The organism is Janthinobacterium lividum (genome assembly GCF_034424625.1).
GTDB classification, from domain to species: Bacteria; Pseudomonadota; Gammaproteobacteria; order Burkholderiales; family Burkholderiaceae_D; genus Janthinobacterium; species Janthinobacterium lividum.
This window is the reverse complement of sequence record NZ_CP139976.1, coordinates 3926222-3945042: the sequence shown is the minus strand read 5'-3', so window position 1 is coordinate 3945042 and position 18821 is coordinate 3926222. Positions and strand designations below refer to the sequence as shown.

15 protein-coding genes are annotated in these 18821 nt (G+C 63.0%); 8 read left to right on the top strand and 7 right to left on the bottom strand.

The window, feature by feature from the left end; all coding sequences use genetic code 11:
• Positions 1 to 70 precede the first annotated feature (70 nt).
• Both U0004_RS17875 and U0004_RS17870 read right to left on the bottom strand, forming a co-directional pair.
• Positions 71 to 556 carry a dihydrofolate reductase gene (locus U0004_RS17875; RefSeq protein WP_070254223.1) on the bottom strand — a complete coding sequence of 162 codons (486 nt, stop codon included), beginning with the start codon at positions 554 to 556 and terminating at the stop codon, positions 71 to 73.
• Complete coding sequence (locus tag U0004_RS17870; RefSeq protein ID WP_081345474.1) at positions 553 to 1323, bottom strand: alpha/beta fold hydrolase; 771 nt, start codon at positions 1321 to 1323, stop codon at positions 553 to 555. Before U0004_RS17870 ends, U0004_RS17875 begins: the two co-directional genes overlap by 4 nt.
• A gap of 222 nt (positions 1324 to 1545) precedes the next feature.
• On the opposite strand from U0004_RS17870, the gene U0004_RS17865 reads away from it, so the two are divergent.
• The 4 genes from U0004_RS17865 to U0004_RS17850 all read left to right on the top strand — a co-directional run bounded on the left by U0004_RS17865 (position 1546) and on the right by U0004_RS17850 (position 7248).
• The gene (locus U0004_RS17865; protein WP_034784423.1) at positions 1546 to 2121 is read left to right on the top strand and encodes a TerD family protein; all 576 of its coding nucleotides are present in this window, start codon (positions 1546 to 1548) and stop codon (positions 2119 to 2121) included.
• Positions 2122 to 2197: 76 nt separating this feature from the next.
• Positions 2198 to 3451, top strand: coding sequence for a TerD family protein (locus U0004_RS17860; protein WP_070254225.1), 1254 nt, complete (start codon positions 2198 to 2200; stop codon positions 3449 to 3451).
• 9 nt (positions 3452 to 3460) lie between these two features.
• A complete protein-coding gene (locus tag U0004_RS17855; protein WP_070254226.1) occupies positions 3461 to 4810 on the top strand; it encodes a VWA domain-containing protein in 1350 nt (449 codons plus the stop codon).
• A gap of 164 nt (positions 4811 to 4974) precedes the next feature.
• A complete protein-coding gene (locus U0004_RS17850) occupies positions 4975 to 7248 on the top strand; it encodes an outer membrane beta-barrel family protein (protein WP_070254227.1) in 2274 nt (757 codons plus the stop codon).
• Here U0004_RS17850 and U0004_RS17845 read toward each other — a convergent pair.
• Positions 7245 to 8285, bottom strand: coding sequence for an SMI1/KNR4 family protein (locus U0004_RS17845; protein ID WP_070254228.1), 1041 nt, complete (start codon positions 8283 to 8285; stop codon positions 7245 to 7247). The genes U0004_RS17850 and U0004_RS17845 overlap by 4 nt on opposite strands.
• The gene (locus U0004_RS17840) at positions 8285 to 9259 is read right to left on the bottom strand and encodes a thymidylate synthase (RefSeq protein WP_034784426.1); all 975 of its coding nucleotides are present in this window, start codon (positions 9257 to 9259) and stop codon (positions 8285 to 8287) included. Before U0004_RS17840 ends, U0004_RS17845 begins: the two co-directional genes overlap by 1 nt.
• Before the next feature lie 157 nt (positions 9260 to 9416).
• Here U0004_RS17840 and U0004_RS17835 point away from each other — a divergent pair, with 157 nt between their 5' ends.
• From U0004_RS17835 to U0004_RS17820, 4 genes are all read left to right on the top strand, one after another.
• Positions 9417 to 12170: a bifunctional diguanylate cyclase/phosphodiesterase gene (locus tag U0004_RS17835; protein WP_081345475.1), complete on the top strand. Its 2754-nt coding sequence runs from the start codon at positions 9417 to 9419 to the stop codon at positions 12168 to 12170.
• A 198-nt stretch (positions 12171 to 12368) separates the two neighbouring features.
• The gene (locus tag U0004_RS17830; protein WP_034784427.1) at positions 12369 to 13802 is read left to right on the top strand and encodes an OmpP1/FadL family transporter; all 1434 of its coding nucleotides are present in this window, start codon (positions 12369 to 12371) and stop codon (positions 13800 to 13802) included.
• 281 nt (positions 13803 to 14083) lie between these two features.
• Positions 14084 to 14482: a phage tail protein gene (locus U0004_RS17825; RefSeq protein ID WP_070254229.1), complete on the top strand. Its 399-nt coding sequence runs from the start codon at positions 14084 to 14086 to the stop codon at positions 14480 to 14482.
• A 40-nt stretch (positions 14483 to 14522) separates the two neighbouring features.
• The gene (locus tag U0004_RS17820) at positions 14523 to 15143 is read left to right on the top strand and encodes a glycoside hydrolase family 25 protein (protein ID WP_070254230.1); all 621 of its coding nucleotides are present in this window, start codon (positions 14523 to 14525) and stop codon (positions 15141 to 15143) included.
• A 16-nt stretch (positions 15144 to 15159) separates the two neighbouring features.
• Here the strand turns inward: U0004_RS17820 and U0004_RS17815 are convergent, their stop codons facing one another.
• The 3 genes from U0004_RS17815 to U0004_RS17805 are packed head-to-tail and all read right to left on the bottom strand — an operon-like array spanning position 15160 to position 18818.
• Complete coding sequence (locus U0004_RS17815) at positions 15160 to 16260, bottom strand: threonine aldolase family protein (RefSeq protein WP_070254231.1); 1101 nt, start codon at positions 16258 to 16260, stop codon at positions 15160 to 15162.
• A gap of 9 nt (positions 16261 to 16269) precedes the next feature.
• Entirely contained in the window at positions 16270 to 16944 is a 675-nt protein-coding gene (leuE, locus tag U0004_RS17810; protein ID WP_070280722.1) for a leucine efflux protein LeuE, read from the bottom strand.
• A gap of 11 nt (positions 16945 to 16955) precedes the next feature.
• Positions 16956 to 18818 (bottom strand): ABC transporter transmembrane domain-containing protein, encoded by a 1863-nt coding sequence (locus U0004_RS17805; protein ID WP_070255828.1) that lies wholly within the window; start codon positions 18816 to 18818, stop codon positions 16956 to 16958.
• Between the last annotated feature and the right edge of the window lie 3 nt (positions 18819 to 18821).

Below are 18821 nucleotides of genomic sequence, written 5' to 3'. Positions count from 1 at the left end.
CGTGCGCTAGCGTGACGCATGGGTGTGACAGGGGTATTACAGCAACATTCTGCTAGTCAATATAACCTTATCAGGCTTTGCGTTGCAGCGTGACAAAGGCGTAAGGCAGGCCGGATTTCTCCGAAACATGCGCTTCGCGCGCGGTTTCTTGCCACACGGCATGATCAACGGTGGGGAAAAAGGCATCGCAATCAAACGTCTGGCCGATTTCCGTGATGATCAAACGCTGTGCCAGTGCCAGCGACTGCTGGTAGATTTCCGCGCCGCCGATGACATAGCCTTCGGCGCCGTCCAGCAGCGCGATAGCCGCTTCCAGCGACGACACCGCTTCCACGCCCTCATGGCGCCAGTCCGGATTGCGCGTGATGACGATGTTGCGGCGGTTCGGCAGCGGACGGCCGATGGAATCGAAGGTTTTGCGGCCCATGAGGATGGGATGGCCCGTCGTCAGACGCTTGAAATGCGCGAGGTCTTCCGGCAGTTTCCACGGCAGGGTGTTGTCGATGCCGATGCCGCCTTGCTGGTCGGTGGCGACGATGATGGTCAGTAAGCTCATTGGTTCTGTGAAAAAGGTGGGGGCGATGCCCGATGCCCGCCATTATCGTTGAAATTGCCGGCGGTCTCCAGATGCGCACGCATGGCGTCGGCCAGCGCGCCTGGTGCTTCCAGCGGAATCATGTGACCGGTGTTGTCTTTCAGCAGGTGCAGGGTGGCTTGCGGCAGGCGGGCCGCCATGGCGCGCAGGTCGTCGGGATCGACGAGCTTGTCGTCTTCGGCGCCCACAATCAGCACGGGAAAACCGAGTTCCGGCAAGCGCGCCATCAGGTCGGGGCGGGCGATGGTGGTGATGAATTGCGCCAGCAGCACGTCCTTGCCCAGGTCCAGCCCCATCTGCTGGATCAGGCCCGTGATGCCGGTGTCCTCCAAGTGCGACGGGTGCAGCAGTTCGCGCAGGCGCTGGCGCGTGATGCCCGCATAGGCATTGCGCTCGAGCATGGCGACGATGCGCTGGCGCGCTTCGACCTCCGCCGGCAGCAAACCTTTGGCGGAATTGGCGATCAAAGTAAGGGACTGGACGCGCTGCGGGTGCGCCAGCGCGTGTTCGAGCGCCAGGTAGGCGCCCAGCGAAAAGCCCACCAGATGGGCTTGAGCAGCGCTGTGGCTGGCGATCATCTGCTGCATCTGCGGGCGCGTGCGCGCCTGGTGCAGGGGCACGTGCTGCAGATCAAAGGCGTCGCCCAGGGCAGGCGCCAGGCGCGACCACAGGCGCTCGTCGCACAGGGTGCCGGGAATACAGTCGAGTCGTATCTTGGTATTGTTCAAGGACAAGCCTGGGGTCAGGATGGTAAAAATTTTTGTCGAGCGGCATTATCCGTCATTTTGCGCATTGGGGCAGCGGCATGGTATTTTCCGCATGGCATTATTTTCAATAGTGCGCGGCTGGCAAGCAGTAACTTTATGGTAGGCTCATGGCTCATCAAGCCGGTACGCTGGCGACGTGACCTGAAACACCGAATGCAACCCCCACATTAAAGAGGAATTACCATGGCGATCAGTTTGCAAAAAGGCGGCAATGTCAACCTGAGCAAGGAAGCTCCTGGCTTGAAGAAAATCGTGATTGGCCTGGGCTGGGACCCGCGCGCCACCGATGGCGCCGCATTTGACCTGGACGGCAGCGCCTTCCTGCTGAAAACGGATGGCAAGGCCCGTTCCGATGCCGATTTCATTTTCTACAACAACCTGAAGTCGGCTGACGGCTCCATCGTCCACGCGGGCGATAACACCACGGGCGGCGGCGATGGCGATGACGAGAAAGTTGCCGTCGACCTGGCCAACGTGCCTGCCGATATCGACAAGATCGCCGTGGCCGTCACTATCCACGACGCGGAAAACCGCAAGCAGAACTTCGGCATGGTCGGCAAGGCCTACATCCGCTGCCTGAATGGCGACAACGGCGCGGAAATCGCCCGCTACGACCTGTCGGAAGACGGCTCGACGGAAGCGGCCATGATCTTCGGCGAAATCTACCGCGCCGGCAGCGAATGGAAATTCAAGGCCATCGGCCAGGGTTTCAAAGGCGGCCTGGGTCCTCTGGCACGCTCGTTCGGCATTAATGCATAAAAAGTAATTGTTTGCGTAACTGTACCGGGTGGCATCGCTGCCCGGTTCTGTCCCTCCTTTCTTTCTCCCTGACTCCATGGAAAACCTGATCAAGGGGCAGCGCCTGGCGCTGTCCGGCCTCGTCACGGGCAATGTCGTGCAACTGGGCCTCGCCAGCGCTGGCGTGCCGCTGGACTTTGCCTGTTTCGGCCTCGATGCCAACGGCAAGCTGTCCGACGACCGCTACATGACTTTCTTCAACCAGCCGCGCACGCCGTGTGGCGGCGTGGAAACCGTGGCGCCGTCCGGCGATGCGGCCGGTTTCAGCTACCAGCTGGAGCGTTTGCCATCCTCCATCGAGCGCCTGGTCGTCACGGCCGCCATCGATGGCGCTGCCACCATGGCGCAGCTGGGCAGCAGTTACCTGCGCCTGCTCGACGGCGGGCGCGAACTGGCCCGCTACACCTATGCGGGCGCTGATTTTGCGCAGGAAAAAGCCGTCATGCTGGGCGAGTTCTACCGCAGGGACGGCGGCTGGCGCTTCATGGCCGTGGGCCAGGGTTTCAATGGCGGGCTGGACGCGCTGGTCGCGCATTTTGGCGGTGAAGTGGCGCAGGCGGCAGCGGAAACGGTGCCATCACCCAAGATTTTCCTGTCGAAAATCTCGCTGACCAAGGCAGGCCAGACGCACAAGGTGTCGCTGGAAAAGGGCGCCGGCGCGCCGGGCAAACTCACCGTCAAGGCTACCTGGGTCGATAACGGCGATGGCGACGACGACAACGACGACCTTGATTTGCGGGTCGGCATCCTCTTGCCGAATGGCCAGATGCGCTTCATCCAGGCGCCCGATACGCCCGGCAACTTTGGCGCCATGCCCTTCGTGCTCCACCTGGGCGACGTGGCGGGCGCATCGGGCAAGGAGCCCGCCACGGAGACCGTGGAAGTCAATCCCGCCCTGGCGCAGCATTACGGCGGCACGGTGGGGCTTGTCTTCAGCGTGTATTCGGCGCTGGCCAATGGCGCCGTCTCCGTTGCTTCCATGCGGCCGAAGATGGTCATGCAATATGGCGAGCAGATCGTCGAGTGCGCGTTCGATTTCCGCCTGTCCAAGGCGGCCGACGATGATTCCGTCTACACCTATGTGATCGGCATGGCGCGCATCACGCCCGACAGCATCATTCTGGAACCGTCGGGCAAGACGTCGGAACCGGGCAGCGAAGCGACGCCGTGGCTGAGCTGGCAGGGCGAGAACCTGCAGCTGGCCTTCAATGGTCCCGTCGTCTTCAAGGGCGAGGACAAGGAAGACGAAGATGATTTCAATGCGGACAATCCGCGCCGCTACATCGCCTAGGAGACACTGATGGAAACCTTGTCCAAAGGACAGCGCTTGCCGCTGGCCAATCTCGTTCCCGACGGCGTGCTGCAGGTCGGCGTGGCCGCGCAGGGGCTGGCGCTTGACGTGGCCTGTTTCGGTCTCGATGCGGCCGGCAAACTGTCCGACGAGCGCTACATGACCTTTTTCAACCAGCCGCGCACGCCATGCGGCGGCGTGGAAGCGCGTTCGGGCAGCGCTGGCGACATGACCGAGTTTGCCATGCAACTGGCGCGCTTGCCCGCCAGCATAGACCGCCTTGTCGTGACGGCATCCATCGATGGCGGCGGCGTGATGTCGCAGCTGCAATCTGGCCACGTGCGCCTGCTGGCGGACGGACGCGAACTGGCCCGCTTCGCCTTCGCGGGCGGTGATTTCGCACAGGAAAAAGCCGTCATGCTGGCGGAAATTTACCGCAAGGATGGCGGCTGGCGCTGCATGGCCGTGGGGCAAGGTTTCAATGGGGGGCTCGACTCCCTGGTGCGCCACTTCGGCGGGGAAGTCGACCAGGCCGCGCCTGCCGCTCCTGCTACGCCTGCGGCGGCGCCGGCATCTGCCGTCATGCAGGCGAAGATCAACCTGGAAAAGCGCGTGGAACGCGAAGCGCCGCAGCTGGTCAGCCTGGTCAAGCAGGCGGGCGTGTCGCTGCAAAAAGTGGGCTTGCTTGACCACCGCGCCAAGGTCTGCCTGTGCCTGGATATTTCCGGTTCCATGGGGCGGCTGTATATAGAGGGGCTGGTGCAGCGCTTTGCCGAACGCATCCTGGCCCTGGGCTGCAAGTTCGACGACGATGGCGAGATCGATGTTTTCCTGTTCGGCAAGAACGTCCATCATCCGGCACCCATGGACTTGAGCAACTGCAACACCTATGTGGGGCGGGCGATCATCCGCCACCCGCTGGAAGGCGACACGCGCTATGGCGCCGCCATGCAGGCGATCCGCGCGTTTTACTTCCCTGACGCGGCCGGCGGCGAGCGCACGCGCCCCGTCGCGGCGGAATTGCCCGTGTACGTCATGTTCGTTACCGATGGCGGCACCAGCGACCAGGCGACGACGGAAAAGCAATTGCGCTGGGCCAGCAATGAACCGATCTTCTGGCAATTCATGGGCATCGGCAAGGGGCGCAAATCGAAAAGCAAGTTCCTCGCCGCCTTTGCCGATTCCGACTTCCCCTTCCTGGAAAAGCTCGACGAATTGCAGGGACGCCTGGTCGATAATGCCAATTACTTTTCCGTCAGCTCGCCCGACGAGCACAGCGATGAGGAACTGTATGACTTGCTGATGACGGAGTATCCGGGCTGGCTGAAACTGGCACGTAGCAATGGCTTGCTGACCTAGCTGCTCCCCAAGGTGTGAGGCTGTAATGCCACAAGCGCAAGAGATTTGTAAATTGAAGTAAATTGCAATTGTTTGCCTATGCGTTGGCCCCTAGAATCATGGCATTCGATTCCCGGTTGCCACGCGTTTGCGTTGCGCCTCACAGTTCCTGGGCTATTTATTTCATGCATAAAATTGTTCTCTGCTGCCTGGCTGGCGGCAGCCTGCTGTCTGCCAATGTTTCCGCTCAGGCACAGGCCGCGGCCACCGGCGACACCGTCGTCAAGCCGGCACCGGCCAAGACGCCCGCCATTGATACACCGCCTTCCGTCAGCGTGACGGCCGAGCGTCCCACGGGCCGCATTGACCGGCAAGTCTACGACGTCAAGTCCGACGTGGGCAGCAGCAACGGCACGGCGGCCGATGCCTTGAACAATGTGCCGTCGGTGGCCGTCGACCCCGATGGCAGCGTTTCCCTGCGCGGCAGCAGCAATGTGCAGATATTGATTGATGGCAAGCCGTCAGCCATGTTGCAGGGCGATTCGCGCGGCGCCACCCTGAACGCCATGGCGGCCGACGATATCGAGTCCGTGGAAGTGATCAACAATCCCGGTGCCCAGTTCGGCAACGAAGCCGGTGGCGGCCCGATCCTGAACCTGGTGATGCGGCGCAACCGCAAGCCGGGCGGCTTTGCCACCGTCAACGCAAATGCGGGCATCGCGGGGCGCTACAACAGTGCCGTGTCCGGCACCTACAACGAAGGGCCGTGGGGCTACCAGGGCGGCATCAATGTGCGCCACGACGGCCGCAATTCCGTGGGCGAGGTCAGCCGCGAGCGCCTGGAACGCGACACGGGGGCATTCGCCCCCAGCAGCCAGCAGTCCAACAACAATGGCTTGAATGATTCGCTGGGCTTGCACGGCACTGTGAATTACAACCTGAACGCCAACGATACCCTGGCCGCCAGCGTGTCGTATAACGGCCGCAGCAACGACCAGCGTTCGCTCGACCGCTACATCAATGGCGACAGCACGGGCAGCACCATCGGCGACTATGTGCGCAGCACCGTGCGCAACGGCGACAGCCGCAACTACAGCTGGGGCGCGCGCTACGACCACAAGGGAGAGTTGCCGGGAGAGTCGCTGAAGATCGACTTGCGCGTTTCGTCGTCGACCAACGAGAGCGACAGCGATTACGCCAATACCTACGCGGTGACGCCCGTGAATGCCTTCGACAGCCGCGCGCGCCAACACAGCGAGACGGGCAACCGCATCGTCGACTTCAGCGGCGACTACGAGCGTCCGCTGGCGGGCGGCACTGCCAAGCTGGGCTACAAGGTAGCCGACAACAAGAGCAGTTTCGATACCTTATATACGGACATCAACCCGGGCAGCCTGCTGGAGACCGTCAATCCCATGCGCAGCAACCGTTTCGAGCTGGACGAGCGCACCATCGCGCTGTACGGCTCCTACCAGATGCGCCTGAGCGAGCGCTGGGGCGCGCTGGCCGGCTTGCGCGCCGAATACACGGACTTGAACGTGCGCCAGATCACCAGCGGCGTCGAGGCCAGCAACAACTACGTCAACTATATTCCCAGCCTGTTCGCTACCTATAAGGTCAGCGACGAGAGCAACCTGCGCTTCAGCTATGCGCACCGCATCCGCCGCCCGAATGCGGGCGACCTGAATCCTTACGTGGTTTACCGCGACGAGTTCAATGTGTCGGCCGGCAATCCCAAGCTGAAACCCACGCAGACGGACTCGTTCGAGATCGGTTATGAAACGAAGATCGCGGGCCTGGAAAGCAGCTTGCGCGCCTACCACCGGCGCGACACGGACGCCATCGTCGATTACCGTTACTTTATCAGCGACAATGTGCTCTTGACCACGCGCGAAAACGGCGAAGGCAGCCATTCGAGCGGCCTGGAATTCAGCGTCAGCGGCAAGCTGACGCCATCGCTGACCCTGAACACGAGCGGCAACCTGGCGCGCAGCCAGCAGACGAGTTCGGACGACCTGGGCAACCGCAGCACGCGCACGGCGAATGCCCTGAGCGGCCGCGCGCGCCTCAATTACCAGCTCAATACGGCGAACCAACTGCAGCTGGCCCTGCAAATGCAAGGCAAGATGCTGTCGGGGCAGGGCTACCGCTCGCCGAACAACACCTTGAATGTAAGCTGGCGCCACACGGTGACGCCGCAGCTGAGCCTGGTCATGAATGTGACCGATGTGTTTAGCAGCAACAAGATGGAAACCGTCATCAACAGCGCTTCCCTGCGCGAGACGAGCACGCGGCGCTTCGATGGACGCATGATTTATGTGGGGCTGTCGTACCGCCTGGGCGGCGCCACGTCGGCGGCGAAAGAGGGCGAGCGCGAACCGCGCTTCGGCCCGCCGGGCGGACGCGGGCCAGGCGGCCCCGGCCCTGGCCCGGGCGGTCCGGGAGGCGAGGCCGGCTAGGCCGCTGTCGCGATCTCGTTCAGGAAGTCGATGAAACTGTCCGCATGGCGCTCGAAGCGCCATGTGCCCATGCCATGTTCGGCGCGATACACGGGGGCATCGCCATCGGCGACGGCGCCCAGGTCCAGGCAATATGGATCGGCGCCCGCGTCGGCGATCACCAGATACTGTTCCGGCCAGCCGGCGATGGCTTCACCGCTGACGGGATTCCAGGCGTAACCGTGCTGGGCCTTGACCAGTCCGGCCGCGCCATACAGGCTCAAACCCTGGAAATACTGCCGGCTGTCGATAAACACCCGCAGCGGCGAATGGCAAGCCAGGAAGCGCCGGTAGTGCTCCGGCAAGGCCCAGCGCTGCGCGATGCCGGCCATGTCGGCGGCGCTGGCGATGGTCAGCCAGTTCGATGGCTGCGCCAGGTCCTGCTCCTTCTTGCGACTGGCGGCCAGCTTTTTCTCCAGCCTGGCCGCGGCTTTTTCCAGCGGTGTGCGGGGATCCTCGAGCGACGCGTGGGTGACGGGCACGGCATGGCCTGCGCCATCCGGATAAGCGTCGCGCTGCCAGACCAGCACGTCGGCCAGTCGTAGCTGTTCTGCCTTCCAGTGGCCGGGATCGTAAGGCAACCCCGCATCGAAAGGCTGGCGGCTGAACACGGCCAGGCTTTTGACGGCCTTGGCGCGTACGCTCAGCTTGGCATTTTCCGCAGTGGCCAGGGCCACGAGCGGAGCATACGCCGCCTTGCCCATGCTTTTGAGCATGCCATCCACGCCCCAGTAGGCGAGGCCGTCCATATCGAGGCTCCAGCTGAAAAAATCGCCGTATTCGCCCGGCTCGGCCAGGGCGACGATATCCGTCATCAGGAAGGCGCGCCAGTGCAGCAGCTGGCCGTCCCTGGCGTAAGCGATCAGGATGGCGAGCACGGCTTGCCGCTCGTCGGCAGCATACTTTTTCAGCAGCCTGTCCTTCAGGCGGGCGAACTTGTTTCCGTCGGTTTCATCAAACAGCTTGCGGTGCAGGGCTGCCAGCGGTGCGACCGCCATCAGACGGCCATCGCGGCCTTGATGGGCGCGTGATGTTCGTAGCCTTCCAGCGAAAAATCGGACGGCTCGATTTTTTCCAGCCATTCCGGCTCGTATTTGCCGGTTTTGGCAAAGTCGGGCACGCGGTCGGAAATGACGAAACGCGGCGCCGGGAACGGTGTGCGCTTGAGCTGTTCTTCCACCATGTCGAGGTGGTTTTCATAGATGTGCGCGTCGCCGATGAAATACGTGAACCAGCGCGGCGTGTAGCCCGTCAGGCGCGCCACCAGGTGCAGCAGGGCGGCGCCTTCGGCGATGTTGAACGGCGTGCCCAGGCCGATGTCGTTGCTGCGCACATATAAGCACAGCGAGATTTCGCGCGTGCTGGCGTTCGGGATGAACTGGTACAGCAAATGGCAGGCGGGCAGGGCGACTGCGTCCAGCACGGCCGGGTTCCAGCCGTGGAACAGGATGCGGCGGCTGCCGGGGTTGTGCATGATGGTGTCCAGGCATTCGCGCAACTGGTCGACGGCCTTGTACAGCAGCACTTTCTGCACGCCGTTTTCGGCGATGGGGGCGATCAGGGTGAAACCGTTCGCTTGCGCATCGGCGATCTGTGCCGGCTGGTCGGCGTCCAGCAGTTTATACGCGGGCCATTGGCGCCATTGCACGCCGTACACGGGACCCAGGTCATCTTCGCCTTCGCGGTAGGGGTTGGCCAGCCATTGCGCATTTTCATTGGCGTTCTGGTCCCATACCTTGCAGCCCAGCGCGCGGAACTCGGCCGCGTTGCGCGAGGCGCGCAGGAAGGCGCACAATTCGCCGATCACGGATTTGAAAGCCAGTTTCTTGGTCGTCACGGCAGGGAAATTGCCGTTGGCCAAGTCGAAACGCATCATGGCGCCCGGCACGCTCAGGGTGCGGATGCCTGTGCGGTTGTCTTGCCAGCTGCCCGTTTCGAGCACGGTCTTGATCAAATCTTGATATTGCTGCATGTATTTCTCCAACGGTAAGGATGGTGATTGTAACGCAGGCGCGACAGGCGGGCTGCGGCCCGCACACATAATTACGCTGCTGTCTTACCTGCAAACATGACTCTGTGGTAATTTGTGTGTCCTTGAAGAAATACACAGAAACGGCAGATGCTGCACCATGTTCTTGCGACAATTTGTAAATAATAATAACGCCGCCGTGGTGGAGATGAGCAGGGCCGATTTTCTCAAGGCCAACCTGCGCCTGATCCTGGCCTGGCCCTTGCTGGGACTGATCCTGTGCGCCGTGCTGTGGACGGCCACCTTGCTGCAGCTGGAGGCGGAAAAGAAGGTGGCGCAGCAGCAGGCGCTCGACAGCGTGTCTTCCTTGTCGAAAGCGTATGGCCAGTATCTGCTGCGCACCCTGGAGCAGATGGACCAGCTGACCTTGCAGCTCAAATACGAGTGGGAAAATTCGCGCGGCCAGCTGCGTCTCGACCAATTGAAGACGCAGGGCATGTATGCCTTGCCGCAATTTGCCATCGTCGCCATCCTCGACCGCAAGGGCCACGCCGTGACGGCCACGGCGCCGCTGCAGCGCCTGCGGGTCAACGAGCGCAGCGATTTCCTGCTGCGCCACTGGCGCAGCAATTCCAGTGCGCTGCGCATCGCGCTGGGGAGGGCCAATGCGGCCAGCGAGGCGGCGGTGCCGGGCGCCGATGAAAGCCTCGTGCATTTCACGCGCCGGCTGGAAGACGAGGATGGCAATTTTGACGGCGTGCTGCTGATCTCCATCCATTCCAGCTATTTTTCCGAATTCTACAACAGCGTCAGTTTTGGCAAGTTCGGCATGTCGGCCATGGTGGGCGAGGAGGGTGAACTGTTCAGCACGCGCCTTGGCTCGCGCGTGTTGCCGACCCCGAGCGGCGAGGGCGCGCCGTTTCTCGACACGAGTTTCCTGGAAACGGAGAGCGGCGCCCTGCATTCGGGCGGCAGGATCGCTTTTTCCGACCAGCAAAGCCGCTACGTGGGCTGGCAGGCGCTGAAAGCCTATCCGTTTACGGCCGTGGTCGGACTGTCGGACGGTGAAATGCTGCATCCCTACGAGGAAACGCGCACGATATATATCGGCATCGCCTTTGCCGTCACCTTGCTGCTGCTGGCCTTTGCCGCCGTCGCCACCGTGCTGTCGCTGCGCCTGGCGTGGCGCCACCACCAGTCCGAAGGCGTGCGCAATGCCTACCGCATGGCCACCGAAGGCACGAGCGACGGCTTCTATATCATTGCCGCCCTGCGCGGCGCGGATGGCAGCATCCTCGATTTCGAGATCGTCGACTGCAACGAGCCGGGCGCCGGCTACTTTGGCGTGCGCCGCGAACAGTTGCTGGGCATGCGCCTGCAATCGCGCGCCCACGAGCCGTATTTCCGCGACCTGATCCATAATTACCGGGCCGCCATGGTGTCCGGCTTTTCCGAGGAAGAGATCGAGTTGCCGGAAGGCAACCCCTTCAAGCTGCGCTGGATACGCCGGCGCCTGGTGCGCAGTGGCGACCGCCTGGCCGTCACGCTGCAAGACATCAGCACGGCCAAGGAGCACGAGCGCGACCTGCGCCGCCTGGCCAATGAAGATGGCTTGACGGGCTTGCCCAACCGCTACTGGCTGCAGCAATTTCTGCCCGGGGCCCTGGGCCGCGCCGCCATCGCGCGGCACATGCTGGCGCTGCTGTTCATCGACCTGGACGGCTTCAAGGATATCAACGACACGCAGGGCCACGCCGAGGGCGACAAGGTGCTGCGCGCCGCCTCGCTGCGCCTGAAGGCCGTGCTGCGGCCCGGCGATCACGTGGTGCGCCTGGGCGGCGACGAATTCGTCGTCGTGCTCGACCCGGTGGAGGACGACAGCCGCGCCGAGCAGGTGGCGCAGCGCATCGCCATCGCCTTCGATGAACCGTTTTACCTGGGCAGCGAGCGCCACAAGATGGGTGCGTCGATCGGCATCAGCCTGTATCCGCGCGATGGCGCCGAGACGGAAGTGCTGCTGAAGAACGCCGATATCGCCATGTATGCCGTCAAGGTGGCGGGCAAGGGCCATCACCGTTTCTTCCAGCCGGAACTGTTTGAAACCATCCGCAACCGCCGCGAACTGGAGCAAAGCCTGGTGGCGGCGCTGGAGCAGGACCAGTTCCTCGTCGTCTACCAGCCGCGAGTCGACGCCATGAGCGGGCAGCTGTGCAGCATGGAGGCGCTGGTGCGCTGGCACCATCCGCAGCATGGCATGGTGCCGCCGCTGGAATTCATTCCCGTGGCCGAGAGCAGCGGCCTGATTTCGCAGCTGGGCGAAGTCGTCATCGAAAAGGTGTGCCTGCAGATGGCGCGCTGGCAAGCCAGCGGACTGGAACTGGTGCCCGTGTCCATCAACGTCTCGGCGCGCCAGTTCGGCCGCGGCGACGTGCACCAGGTGCTGGCCTCGGCCCTGACGCGCCACCGCATCGATGCGCGGCTGATCGAGGTGGAAATCACGGAATCGGCCATGATGGATGAACAGAACCGCGCCGTGGAGCAGCTGTCCGCCATCCGCGCGCTGGGCGTGCGCCTGCTGGTCGACGATTTCGGCACGGGATATTCCTCGCTGTCGCAGCTGCAGAAGTTCGCCATGGATGGCTTGAAGATCGACCGCGCCTTCACCATGGAGCTGGGCCGCTCGGAGCAGGGCGAAGTGTTCGTGCGCGCCATCCTGTCGATGGCGCATGCGCTGGGCATGAGCGTGGTGGCTGAAGGGGTGGAGACGCGCGAGCAGCTCGACATCCTGCGCACCCTGCAATGCAACGAGGTGCAGGGCTATTTCATCTCGCGCCCCGTGCCCGCGGAACAGATGCTGTCGCTGATGCACCAGCGCTTTCTGATCCCGCTTCCAGCCCCTGCGCTGGCACTGTAGAAGGTCGTATGCGCAGGAAAAACAACGCCGTTTCATAAAAAGAGCGAACGTTCGCTTTTTTCTAAAAAATATTATATGCTTCGCTCATGCCGTCAGTGAATTGGAGTTCACGGCGGCAAGAAAAGTGCAAGACGGGGCAGCTGGATATGCCCGCGATAGTGTGCCGAAGACAATTTCATATAATAAAGAGAGACTAACTTGAAACATAAATATCTGCCCCTCCTGATCGTTGCCGCATTTGCCGGCATTTCCTCCACCGCACAAGCATCGGGCTACCGTTTCGGTTCGCAAAGCGTTTCCGCCCAGGGCACGGCCGATGCCAGCGGCGCCGAAGCGGCCGATGCATCGACCATTTTCTACAACCCGGCCGGCCTGTCGCGCCTGGAAGGCACGCAGTTCATGGGCGGCGGCACCCTGGTGGTACCGCATTCTACCTATGAAGACACGGGTTCGAGGACGTTCACCGGCCGCACGCCGGGCGGCACGACCAAGGACTATGCGCCGGACGCCGTCTTTGCGCCAGCCCTGTATGCCAGCAAGAAGGTCAATGATCAATGGACGGTCGGCATGGGCCTGTTCGTGCCATACGGCGCCAAGCTCGATTACGGCAATGACTGGAGCGGCCGCTATGCGATCACCAACATCAAGCTCGAAGCCATCGCCCTGAATCCTTCCGTTTCCTTCAAGGTCAATGAACACCACTCCTTCGGCTTCGGCGTCACCGCTGAACACATGAAGGCGGAACTGGGCCAGGCAGTCGACGTACCGGGTTCCGTGGCCTTCCTGGCCCAGCACGCGCCAGCCGCGTCGCAAGCCTTCCTGGCCAATATCGCCAAGACGCAGGGCCTGGCCGCCGCGCAGGCAGCCGGCGCCGCACTGAAGGGCGCCAAGGATGGCCATGCCTCGATGGATGGCGATGACTGGGGCTTCGGCTTCAACCTGGGCTATCTGTACCAGATGAATGAAGGCACGCGTTTCGGCATTTCCTACCGTTCGTCGATTTCGCACAAGCTGAAAGGCGACACGATCTGGGACTTCTCGCAAGTGTCGGACAACGCCGCCGTGAATGCCTTCATCGCCAAGGCATCGAACAAGGTCAATTCCAAGGCGCTGGTCGAAGTGCGCACGCCGGAAACCCTGTCGGTCAACGCCTTCCATCAGATGGATGATCGTTGGGCCCTGATGGGCGACGTTACCTGGACGCGCACTTCGCGCCTGCAGAACCTGGACATCCAGTTCCCGCCGACGGCCGAAGGCCCGGAGCGCATCCGCCAGCAGTGGAAGAACACCTACCGCGTGTCGCTGGGCACCAACTACAAGTACAGCGAAAACCTGCTGCTGCGCGCCGGTATCGCGCATGACCAGGCGCCAGTGCGCAGCGCCGAGCTGCGTCATCCAGCGCTGCCGGACAGCGACCGCATGCAGTACTCGATCGGCGCGAACTGGAAGCTGAACGCCAATTCCTCGCTCGACCTGGCTTACAGCTTCATCGACTTCAAGGATGCCACTGTCAACTACAAGAATGACTGCTCGCCGGTGACCCCTGGCTGCACCGGCAACGGTGAAACCACCAAGGGCCTGTTCAAGACCCGCATGCAGTTGATCGGTCTCGCTTACAACTACAAGTTCTAAGCAGGTAGTGGCGGCCAACCCGGCCGCCATGAAATGAAAAAAGCGCCTTCGGGCGCTTTTTTTTGTGCCATGCAGAATTAAACTTGCTTTTCGAAAATGTTAATTCATCATTATAATAAAGCGTGATGTACGCCATTATTGACACGAAAACCACAAGGGCAAGCCATGCGATTTGATACCGATCAAAGTGACAGTAAAGAAGCGGAACACTTGGCCGTTCCCGCAGAGTCTGCCAATCCATTGCCGTGGCCCCGCGCCCCACGCGGCGGGATGCTGGCGTCATGAGCGCTCCATTTCATGCGCCGCCGCAATTTCCCCTGCGGCCTGGCTTTGGTGATACGCCCGTCGGCACGGTGATCGCCTTTGCGGGCGCTACCGCCGGCGCTACCATCGAAGCCTGGGGCTGGATGCTGTGCGACGGACGCATGCTCGACAGCGCGTCGTATCCAGAGCTGTATGCGGCGCTCGGGTATCTGTATGGCGGTTCTGGAGGGCAATTTCAGCTGCCCGACTACCGGGGCTGTTTCCTGCGTGGCCACGATGGCGGCGTCGGTGCGCGCGCGGAGCCGGGCCAGGGCGCGGGACCCTTGCCGTCCGATGCGCAGCCGAAAAGCGCCGACGTCAGCTATCTGATCAAGTTCACCTACGGTATGGGCGCGCGGCTCCCATTTCCGGCGTAGCCACGGCAAGGTCATTCATTTTCACTGGCAGGAGCACGGCATGGCAGACTTTTTGCAAGGCATCGATGTATCGCACTACAACGGCGCCATCGACTGGCCCACAGTGGCTTACGGCGGCGCTGCGCCAGCTTTCATCTATCTGAAAGCCACGGAAGGGGGCACGGTGGTCGATAGCGACTACCTCCGCAACCGGGCGGGCGCCACGGCGGCGGGCCTGTTATGCGGCGCGTATCACTTTTTCTCGCCCACCGAACCGGTAGCGGTCCAGGTTGCCAACTTTTGCAATGCGGTGGGCAGCGTCAAGGGCGAATTGCCGCCCATGCTGGACGTGGAACAGCCGGGGCTGGACCAGCCCGCTTATGCGGCCGCCGTCGCACAGTGGCTGCAGCAGGTCGGCGACAGGCTGGGCTGCACGCCCGGCATCTACACGGTCGCCGGTTTCTGGAACAGCTGCGTGGGTTCGTTTGCGCCGTTTCTCGCCCATCCACTGTGGATCGCCCATTACACGTCCGGGCCCAGCCCCACCGTTCCTGCCGGCAGCAGCAGCTATACCTTCTGGCAGTACGCGAGTACGGGGGCCGTGCGCGGCATCAGCGGGCCCGTCGACATGAGCCGCTACCCCGGCCAGGCCAGCCAGTTGCAGGCGCTGCTGTGCAGCTAGCGCGTCTGCGGCCCGTTCAGCGGGCGTCGGGCGCCTTGCGCATGGCCTGATCCAGCAAGGTCAGGGCCAGCCGCACGGTGTCGTCCGGCAGTTCCAGCAACTGATCTCCCACATACCATTCCACCACGCTGTGCCCGGGAAGCGCTGCGTGGCTGGCGCGGCCGAACAGCCAGATGCCGTGGTCTTCGGCCAGCTGATTGCGGATGGCGATGGCCCGCTCGCGCGAGACGGGCAGGTGCAGGTGCAGCATATTGGCTTGCGGCTGGGCGGGATTGACGGCAATCGACGGGAAGTCGCGCAGCAGCGCGTACAGCCACTGTGTGCGTGCAAAATACTGCGGCATGGCGGCCAGGCGCGCGTCGAACTGCATGGCGGCGGCCACCACGTACGGCGTGCGGTGCACGATATTGCCGCCCTGGCGGCGGAACCACTCGCGCGCCCGCTCGACGAACGGGCGGCTGCCGGCCAGCATGGCGCCACCGAGGCCGCCGATGCCCTTGTACAGCGACACGTACACGGAATCAAAGCCATCGCAGATGGCGGGCAGGGATTGGCCGAAACCGGCTTGTGCTTCCCACAGGCGCGCGCCATCCATGTGCAAATGGATGTTGTGCTCGCGGCAGTGCCGCTTGATGTCATTCAATTCATCCCACGATGGACACTGGCCGCCGATTTCCCGCATCGGCAGCTCGACCTGCGCGGCGCCCAGCGCATCGGGCACGGCGCGCAAGTCGTCCACCGTCCACGGGCGGTGCGGGTCGCCGAGCATCAAGCCCTTGAAGTGCTCGAGCAGTTCATGGTTGCCCCGTTCGTGGCGCAGGATGTGCGAAGTGGGATGCAGCGCCACCAGGGGCGAACCCCGGTCCTGGCAGGCCAGGCGCAGGGCCGTCACTTGCGTCATGGTGCCCGTGATGCAGAACACGGCCGCCTCGAAGCCTAGCAGGCTGGCGATCTTGTTCTCGAACTGTTCGATCAGCGCGCCTTCGCCATAGGTGTCGTGCGCAACATGGTTGGCGTCGCACCAGGCGGCCATGGCGGCGAAGGTGGCGCTTGGGGCGGGCTGGCGATGGCCAGGCAGGACGGTATGGCAGCGCTGGCGCAGCTCAAGTTCGTTCACAGTCATTCCTTACAGTGTGGCCGTGGCGAGCTTCGCGCCGAAGCCGATGAACATGGCGCCCACGCCGCCGCCCATGCCGGCCGAGAGGCGGCGACGGCGGCGGAAGGTCTCGGCGAGGCGCGCGCCGACAAAGATGATGGCTGTCAAGTAGGTAAAGCTGATCACCTGGCAGATCAGGCCCAGGCCGATGAAGGACAGCACGGGGTTCGGGAAGGCCGGGTCGACGAACTGGATGAAAAACGAGATGAAGAACAGGATCGCCTTCGGGTTCATCAGGCTGATGATCAGCGCCTTGCGGAATGGATCGCTTTCCTTGACGGGGCTTGGCGCCGCTGCCGCTTCGCCGTCGACGGAGCTTGGCGCGCGCAGCTTGCGCCAGCATCCGATCAGCATCTGCAGGCCGATCCAGCCCAGGTAGGCCGCGCCGATGTATTTCACCACGTAGAACAGGGCCGGGCTGGCTTTCAGCAGCGAGGCCACGCCGCAGGCCGACAGCACCATCAATATCAGATCGCCGGCGAAGATGCCGAAGGCGCCCTGATAGGCAGGCCGCACGCCGCGCTGGGCGGCGACCGACAGCACATACATGGAATTGGGACCGGGCAGAATGACGATGAAGATCGTTCCCAATAAAAAGGTCCAGAAATCGGTGATGCCGAGGTTGGCGTGGAAAAGTGCGTTCATGATGGTTCTGTTTAATTGATTTGTGCGTGATGAAATTGCAGTGCCGCGAGGTTGGCATAGATGCCTTTCATTGCCACCAGCGACGCGTGCGTGCCCGTCTCGACGATCTTGCCGTCTTCCATGACGATGATGCGGTCGGCCCGCTGCACGGTGGCCAGGCGGTGGGCGATGATGACCGTGGTGCGGCCCACCATGGCCGCTTCCAGCGCCTTTTGCACCAGGCGTTCCGATTCCGCGTCCAGCGCGCTGGTCGCTTCGTCGAGCAGCAGCAGCGGCGGGTTTTTCAGCAGGGCGCGGGCGATGGCGATGCGCTGGCGCTGGCCGCCGGACAGGCGCACGCCCCGTTCGCCGAGGAAGGATTTGTAGCCGTTCGGCAGGCGTTCGATGAATTCGTGGGCGGCCGCCATCTTCGCGGCGGCGATGACCTCCTGATCGCTGGCGCCGGCGCGGCCATAGCGGATATTTTCCATGGCGTCGGCCGAGAAGATCACCGTATCTTGCGGCACGATGCCGATGGCGTCGCGCAAGGTGTGCAGGTCCAGCTGCTTGATGTCCACGCCATCGAGGCGGATGCTGCCGCTTTGCGGATCATAAAAACGCAGGAACAGCTGGAACAGGGTGGTCTTGCCGGCGCCCGACGGACCCACGACGGCCACGGTTTCGCCGGCGCGGATGTCGAGGCTGACGTGGTCCAGCGCGTGGGTGTCCGGACGCGACGGGTACGAGAACATGACATCGTCCAGCGACAGGGCGGCGCCAGTCGCGGCGCGCGCGGGCAGTGGCAGCGGCGTGGCCGGCGATAAGATTTCCGATTTCACGGCCATCAGTTCCAGCAGGCGCTCGGTGGCGCCGGCGGCGCGCTGCGCTTCGCCCATCACTTCGGACAGGGCGCCGATGGCGCCGGCCACGATGGACGCGTACAGGATGAACTGGCCCAGGTCGCCGCCCGTCATCGAGCCTTCCAGCACGGCGCGCGCGCCCAGCCACAAGACAAATACGATGGTGCCGAAGACCAGCAGGATGGCGATCATGGTGAGCAGAGCGCGGGCGCGGATGCGGCGCATGGCCGTCATGAAGGCGCCTTCGACGGAGTCGCCGAAGCGTTTCGATTCGATCTTCTCGTGCGTAAACGCCTGCACGGTGGGCATGGCGTTGAGGATTTCGCCGGCCATGGCCGACGCGTCGGCGATGCGGTCCTGCGAATCGCGCGACAGCTTGCGCACGCGGCGGCCAAACACGATGATGGGCACGACGACAAGGATCAAGAGGCCGATGATGATGCCCGCCAGCTTGGCGCTGGTGACGAACAGCATTACCAGGCCGCCCAGGAACAGCAGCACATTGCGCAGCGCCATGGAAATGCTGGTGCCGACCACGGCCTGGATCAGGGTCGTGTCGGTGGTGATGCGCGACAGGACTTCGCCCGTCTGCGTCGTCTCAAAGAATGCGGGGCTTTGCGTGACGACGTGGCGGTACACGGCGCTGCGGATGTCGGCCGTGACGCGCTCGCCCAGCCATGACACCGTATAGAAGCGCGCCGCCGTGGCCAGCGCCAGGATGGACGCCACGCCAAACAGGGCGAGGAACACCAGGTCGACGTGCTGGATGCTTTTTGAACCGGCCGCGCCGCCGAAGCCGAGGTCGATCATCTGCTTGAAGGCGGCGGGAATGGCGAGGGTCGAGGCGGCGGCCACCACCAGCGCGATACCGGCCAGGAAGAACTGCTTACGGTACGGCGTCAGAAAGGGCATCAAGCCCTTGAAGGCGGCCAGGCTGCCTTTTTTCAGTTCGCGGCTGGTGCCGGTGTCGGGAGTCGGTGCGGTGCTTGCGGCGGTTGCTGTACTCGTACTGCCTGTTTCTGTGCTGGTTGTCATTGT